The sequence below is a fragment of the Paenibacillus sp. FSL K6-2859 genome (genome assembly GCF_038008265.1).
GTDB classification, from domain to species: domain Bacteria; phylum Bacillota; class Bacilli; order Paenibacillales; family Paenibacillaceae; genus Paenibacillus_AQ; species Paenibacillus_AQ nitricinens.
Window position 1 is genome coordinate 1 of sequence record NZ_JBBOYU010000005.1, and the last position, 6064, is coordinate 6064.

Annotated in this window: 6 protein-coding genes; 3 read left to right on the forward strand and 3 right to left on the reverse strand. The window is 36.8% G+C overall.

The genetic code is table 11. From position 1 onward, the window contains the following. The first annotated feature begins 636 nt into the window (after positions 1–636). From MHB64_RS33810 to MHB64_RS33820, 3 genes are all read left to right on the forward strand, one after another. Positions 637–1452, forward strand: a complete 816-nt coding sequence (locus tag MHB64_RS33810) for a hypothetical protein (protein ID WP_341136542.1) — start codon at positions 637–639, stop codon at positions 1450–1452. Between the two features lie 409 nt (positions 1453–1861). After that, the gene (locus MHB64_RS33815; protein ID WP_341136543.1) at positions 1862–2878 is read left to right on the forward strand and encodes an Abi family protein; all 1017 of its coding nucleotides are present in this window, start codon (positions 1862–1864) and stop codon (positions 2876–2878) included. An 825-nt stretch (positions 2879–3703) separates the two neighbouring features. Beyond that, positions 3704–3901 carry a hypothetical protein gene (locus MHB64_RS33820; RefSeq protein WP_341136544.1) on the forward strand — a complete coding sequence of 66 codons (198 nt, stop codon included), beginning with the start codon at positions 3704–3706 and terminating at the stop codon, positions 3899–3901. Positions 3902–4007: 106 nt separating this feature from the next. Here the strand turns inward: MHB64_RS33820 and MHB64_RS33825 are convergent, their stop codons facing one another. The 3 genes from MHB64_RS33825 to MHB64_RS33835 form a co-directional block, all read right to left on the reverse strand. Next, on the reverse strand, positions 4008–4199 hold the full coding sequence (locus MHB64_RS33825; RefSeq protein ID WP_341136545.1) for a hypothetical protein: 192 nt from the start codon (positions 4197–4199) through the stop codon (positions 4008–4010). Between the two features lie 160 nt (positions 4200–4359). After that, complete coding sequence (locus MHB64_RS33830) at positions 4360–4929, reverse strand: hypothetical protein (protein WP_341136546.1); 570 nt, start codon at positions 4927–4929, stop codon at positions 4360–4362. Positions 4930–5182: 253 nt separating this feature from the next. After that, on the reverse strand, positions 5183–6016 hold the full coding sequence (locus MHB64_RS33835) for a helix-turn-helix domain-containing protein (protein ID WP_341136547.1): 834 nt from the start codon (positions 6014–6016) through the stop codon (positions 5183–5185). Positions 6017–6064: the final 48 nt, after the last annotated feature.

The following is a 6064-nucleotide window of genomic DNA, read 5'->3' on the forward strand; positions in this document are numbered from 1 at the left end:
GCCATGCTAATATAAACGCATAGAACTCAACAGAATAGGGTAGAGATACCCCTTGTGATGTTAACGAAGAACGCCTAATCCGACCAAAGATTGAGGGCGTTTTTTCGTTTGTTGGGACAATCTTATCATGGACTTACTAGAGTCGTCCACGCTAGATTCTCGAAAAATGCTGAACTGGCGCGCCTTATAGCGCTATTTCGATAAAATTAAAAAGTTCTTGCAAATAGGACATTTTTCCAAAAAATCATCTTCGTAATTAAGCTTAGTTACGAGGATGGATTGAATGAGCACTCCAACCAAAGCGATGACCCCGAAAAATGAAGTAAATCGAAGAAAAACCGTGTTTGGCATGTTGACCAAAACACGGTTTTTTTTATTGTTCCACGTAACGCTAATCGGCTGTCACGATCAAATTCGGCTAAATTTGGAGATTCGGAAGTCAGACATGTTCACAAAATCAGGAATTTTGTACCCATGTCCTGTGTATATAGTGACACCTTCATAACTCATATAGCTCTTTTTTATCATTTCGCTCAAATAATTATAACCCACTCATTAATTGACTTGACTTATAATTACACAATCATTATTATGAGTATTATAATTATAATTAGCGAAATAATGAGGAGGATTTATATGGTCGAAGTAAATGTAAATCAATCATTTTCTGAACTATTGACTCACATGAGAAATGAATTAGAAAAGATTAAACAAAAAATGAGTACGGCCGCTTTAAATTTAGACCTAGAATCTCTCGACTTAAATCGAAATATCGCTGAATCAATGAGTACCATTATTGAATCGGTCATTTCTTCTCAAAAATCTTGGAATAATTATTCTCTGATTGGTGTAGATAATGACTCATTTACAAAAAAAGAGGCCGTAGAGGATAGAACAACGTGGGAAGAATTGGACGGGACTATTCGTGTGATTACAAGAAGAAAGAACTCCAATAAGCCTTATTCGAATGTAATTCCAAAAGTGCTGTTTATCAAAATAGCAGAAGTGGCTGACGAATTTGTTAATAAAAACGGACACGTAAAAACTTCAGATGTTGTAAGTGCGTTAGACGATACTATCCACAAAAATAGTGGTTATTCTAGCGAGAGTTCCATAAATATACCCGTTTATGCTTCCTTTAAAGTTTTATACTTAACAGGCTATTTAGTAAGGGAAAGTGCAAGCAAATACCTCCGAAATAAAGAAGTATCCTTAGTGGATATTATTAATACTACTGATACGAGAAACCGAGTTACTTTTGAAGAGGCCATTAAAAAACTTATCCTTGCAGGAAAACATGATATGGCTACTGGTTTGGAAAACTGGAAAGCAAAAAAAGGGAGCTCTCAAGGTTTCGACGGAAGTGTTATTGGTGAAAAAGGAGAGCTTTATACACAATTCGGGCCAGAAATGCGTGAAATTATTTGGCCAAATCGTTTTAAACTTAACTAATCTAGTTCATATACTTCTGCTGAAATATCCGATTACTCGTTAATCGAGTTCTTGAGCCGTTGAATCTCTTTTGTTTTTACCTAATGATTGGGTGCGTTACAATCATGGGAAACGTTAATTAAATAAAACAAAGGCCGGTCTAGGGCTTCATTTTTTCCCTGAGGCAGCCTCTTTTTACTTTTTATAACCAGTTGCCTCTGGCTGTTTGTAATCTCTCCATAAAACTGTTAGGGGCTATCTACGATGCTAGCAAATAGTCATCTGTAGAATTTAATATCTCCATTTCTTTATTTAATGTATAATTCAAAGTGGTTTTCGACATTTGTTGTAAGATAAAAGTAAATTAGGTGGCTAGCTAGAATATTATAAACCTTTAAATAAACAGATAAAAAACACTGGGGAGATTTATTTGAGCAGACATGTTACCAAAACATTCAAGTCGCTAGATCAACAAATTGAATTATTAAAACAAAGAAAATTAATTATTAGGGATGAAGAAAAAGCTAAACGCCACTTATTAGAAAAAAGTTATTTTGATTTAATAAATGGATTTGAATCATTATTATTAATTGATTCAAAAGCTACTAATAAAGAATACAATGGTCTTTTTTTCGAGGATTTTTTATTGTTATATGATTTTGATAAAAAATTGAACTTAGAAATTCTAAAAGTTTTAGATAAATTTGAAATTCGTTTAAAAAGTTCCATGGCATATCGATTTTGTGAAAAACATTTTTTAACTGCTTCTGATTCGGCGTGTTACATTGATATTAATAAGTATACGAATCCACGTTTAAATCATTTAAGTTTACCTAGAGAGTTAGCAAAAAACATTTCAGGTCATAAAGTATTTGGGACAAACATTTATTTTGATGGGGTTACTCATAATAATTTTATTGAGTGGTGCAGAGCTAAATATTCATATATATCTACTTATGATCACCCACCGTTCTGGGTAACTATCAAAGTTCTTGAATTTGGTGCTCTTTTTAAATTATTATTGGGATTTGAAAAAGATATTTTTGAAAAAGTCATTGAAGATATGGGAATGAAATACATTGATAAACAAAAGTTTATCAATTCAATACGGATTTTTATTGAACTAAGAAATACTTGTGCACATTTTCAACTAGTTAATAGATTCCGCACGCCGAATAATTTAAAAATAGATTTGGGAATGAAAAACGATTTAGGATTGAGAACAAAAGTTAATACTGGAGGAATTCCAACTCACTATGAGATAAGACTATATGACACTTTATTAGTGCTCTCCCAGTTCGAAAGTCTAAAAGATATAGAGAAATTAATTAAAGATTTTTATTTTAAACGTTGTAATTCAAAACGTGAAAAAAGATTAATGTTAGAGATGTTCGAAAGAATGGGTCGAAAAAAACATTCGGATTGGTTTAAAATTGGAATAAAATGATTTTTTTGCTTTATTAATTTCAGAATATGTGTTATTATTTATACATAAAATAATCGTGCGTGACGGCGAGTTATCCGAGACAAAGGTTAACTGTTTAGTCAAGAAAAAGAGATGCTTTAAAAGCATCTCTTTTTCTTATTCATTTCATCATAAAGACTCTACATAAGGTAGCTTAAAAATTTTAATATCTAATTAGTTGGTGCCTAAGCGTTATCCTTCTTTTTATTTTTAGATCATTAAGAACTAACAGAGAACGATTGTGAATGAGCACTTAGTTAGTAGTTTATATATTGAAACATTTAACAGCAGCAGTCTAAAGGACTTTATTTTCTTAGTCCATGGCTGCTGCTGTTTTATTTTAATGCTACCTTAATCAATACCAACGTCGTCACGATCTCTGAATCGCCATTACTAAAAAAACGCCGCTAGCTGCGCCTTTATTTTATCGACTTGTTTCCCAGTCCAGCATAAAAGTCAACTGCCTTCCAATTTTAATAACCTACAATCAGGAGTGTAATTCAATTTATGTAGCACTTAGCTTTATCCACTTTTGTATGTCAGGTTATACTCCTCAATAATTAATTAGGAGTATAATTGTACTCCCAAGAAAAAGCCTTTAATTACGCGGCTTTGCCGCGTATATGTGACAACGACAATGGACGCAAGTCCATTGTCCCTTATCCTGCCTTCCTTAATTACTCCATAATTAAGTTGGATTTACCTGCACAGCTCGCGCTGCACCGGCCAAATTAAAGTTCCAGCAAATGATAAAATAAATGCGTGACTGGGAAAGAGGAAGAAGGTAGAGATTGAGGAGGTACCGCCATGCCTTACTATGAATGGAAACAACCTGATGATCCTGAGGGTGAAGCCCAAAATTATTTTGGCAACACTAGTCGTAAGTCAATCATGGATGCATGGGGAAGTTGGAAATTAGATAGACCCTTACAAGATGTACAAGAACTCAGAGATCAGTACCGAAAAAAACTCATACTCGATGACTTAGAACAAAAGACTGATTAGTTTTATCTGCTTGAAAGACAATCGTAACCCGACATTGAATACTTTACGATAAGATCTTGGTTCTTTGAGATATGATTCTCAATTTAATTGCCTGATGATTAGCTCTTTAAATATCTGGTAGGATGAACGTTTCTTTTTCAGACCCAAAGTGAAGCCCTTTGAGTTTATAAAAAGCTTTTAATGCATCTGACATAGCTAACATTTCATCTTCAACGGATTCACCGAAGTGAGTAAGAATATATGATTTAATAAATTCTTTTTTTTCTTGGTTTTCTTTACTGATTTCTTCCCACGACATAAACCACCCTCCTTATGATTGTACGGTATGCAGCATTAGCGCCTCGTCACACATCCGAAAATGGCCCAAATTTTGATTTTGTTTCTTTATCGGTATTTAAATAGGATGCGCTACACAAACGCCTATAATCGACTTTCAAATCGTCTGCAGCGCCGCCCAGTTAAAACAATCCTAAGAACTTCTTGCGCTTGCCGTGCTGCTCGATCCGTGATCCTAATTCGCTCAGTTGCTGTTCTGTACGCTCCTGGGCAGTGCGAACTTCATTCAAGACCTCATTAACCTGGCCACTGATCCCAGCAGTCGCCGCGGCTACCTCATTCCGGACGCGTTCATCTACGATATCATTTATTTTTCCGTTGAGCTGTGTAACCACATACATCAACTCGTCTATTTTCGCTGTGAGCATAGCATCAGCTATAGCGACATGATGGCTGCTACCAGGCGTAGCTGTTAAATCTAGCGACTCGCTACGTGAATTAGGCTTATATCGCGCTACAATGTCTTTTATAGCACTACCATAGTCGACACCACGCGCTAAGAGTTCAACCAGCGCTCGCAATGCAATAATGTCATGTTCCGCATAGCTTCGATGACCATATCCATCCTTCAGATACTCGTAGCCAGCTTCTTCGAGACTGCGTGTGTATTTGTTGACTGTAGAGCGACCTATATTTAGCGTGGTAGCTAGCTGCGCTGTATTGTAGAGATACTTTAAATCTTGGTTACTCAACACCATCACCTCGCTACATAGATTCGATATAGAACAAGCTCTTCCTCCTGCTTCGACGGCAAACCTATCTCAGTCGTCTACGCGCCATTCTAAGGCGTTCGTCCTATATCCCCTGGTTTAACTAGACCGTAATCGAATAAGCAGCTTAGAGAGGCAATTACGTTCGTCTAGCGACCTTTCGTGCGGATATATCGCCTGGAAAACAGTAATTTAAATACACAACATTGTATTCAATGAGGAAACGCTCCTGTCTTTAGCTGCTAACACGCGCAGCGGCTCCGCTCCGTTTATTCCGGCTCGCCTTGTACTGTTTTATCGCGTCTTTATAGCACCATCGAAAGAATCCAACCGGATTATCGACACGCTGGCGCATGAGAACTCCTTCCGGAGCTTGTATGTAGCAAGCACGATCAAAGTATAATTCACAAGCGATTCGGACGACTTCGGGGCTTAATTGTGTTTGAAACTGATTGACAAGCATTAGATATGTTTCAGAGATGAATGCGTCACCCATCGGCATATTATTTTCTATGTAGCAATTTTTCGGAGCATATTGCTGCAACGCTTCATATATTTCATCTTTTTCAGATTCTAAAGAGGCTGAGGATTCAGATTGAGCAGCGGCGATTTCTGCCGATGCGCTCATACAATCAATCATAATTATAGATGGTTCTGTTAAATGATTATGATAGGGTGCAATCGTTTCACCCGGGGGGTGCAATGGTTTCACCCGGGGGGGTGCAATGGTTTCACTCTGTTTCGCTTTCTTGGGAGTGATAAGCGTATAGATATTTGATGTATCTCGAATCTTACGTTCTTTTGTGACGGTGAATCGTGCTTCTTTCCGGATTAGTCCTTTTTCCTCAAGAGATTTTATAATGTCAATAACTCGACGACGACTTAAACTAGCTTTAGCTGCTATCGTTTTATAAGCAGGGAACGCGGTCGGATCGGTCGGGTTTACATATGATCGTAGTACTATATAAACTAGCTTCTCGCTGGATGTTAGATCGGGAACATCCAGTATATCGACGGGAACGATAAACACCCGTAATTGTCCGTCGTCTTGTATGTACTCTTTAGTCATTAAAATACCTCCATTAGTTAGGGCGTATCCCTTGCCTTATCCGTGGAG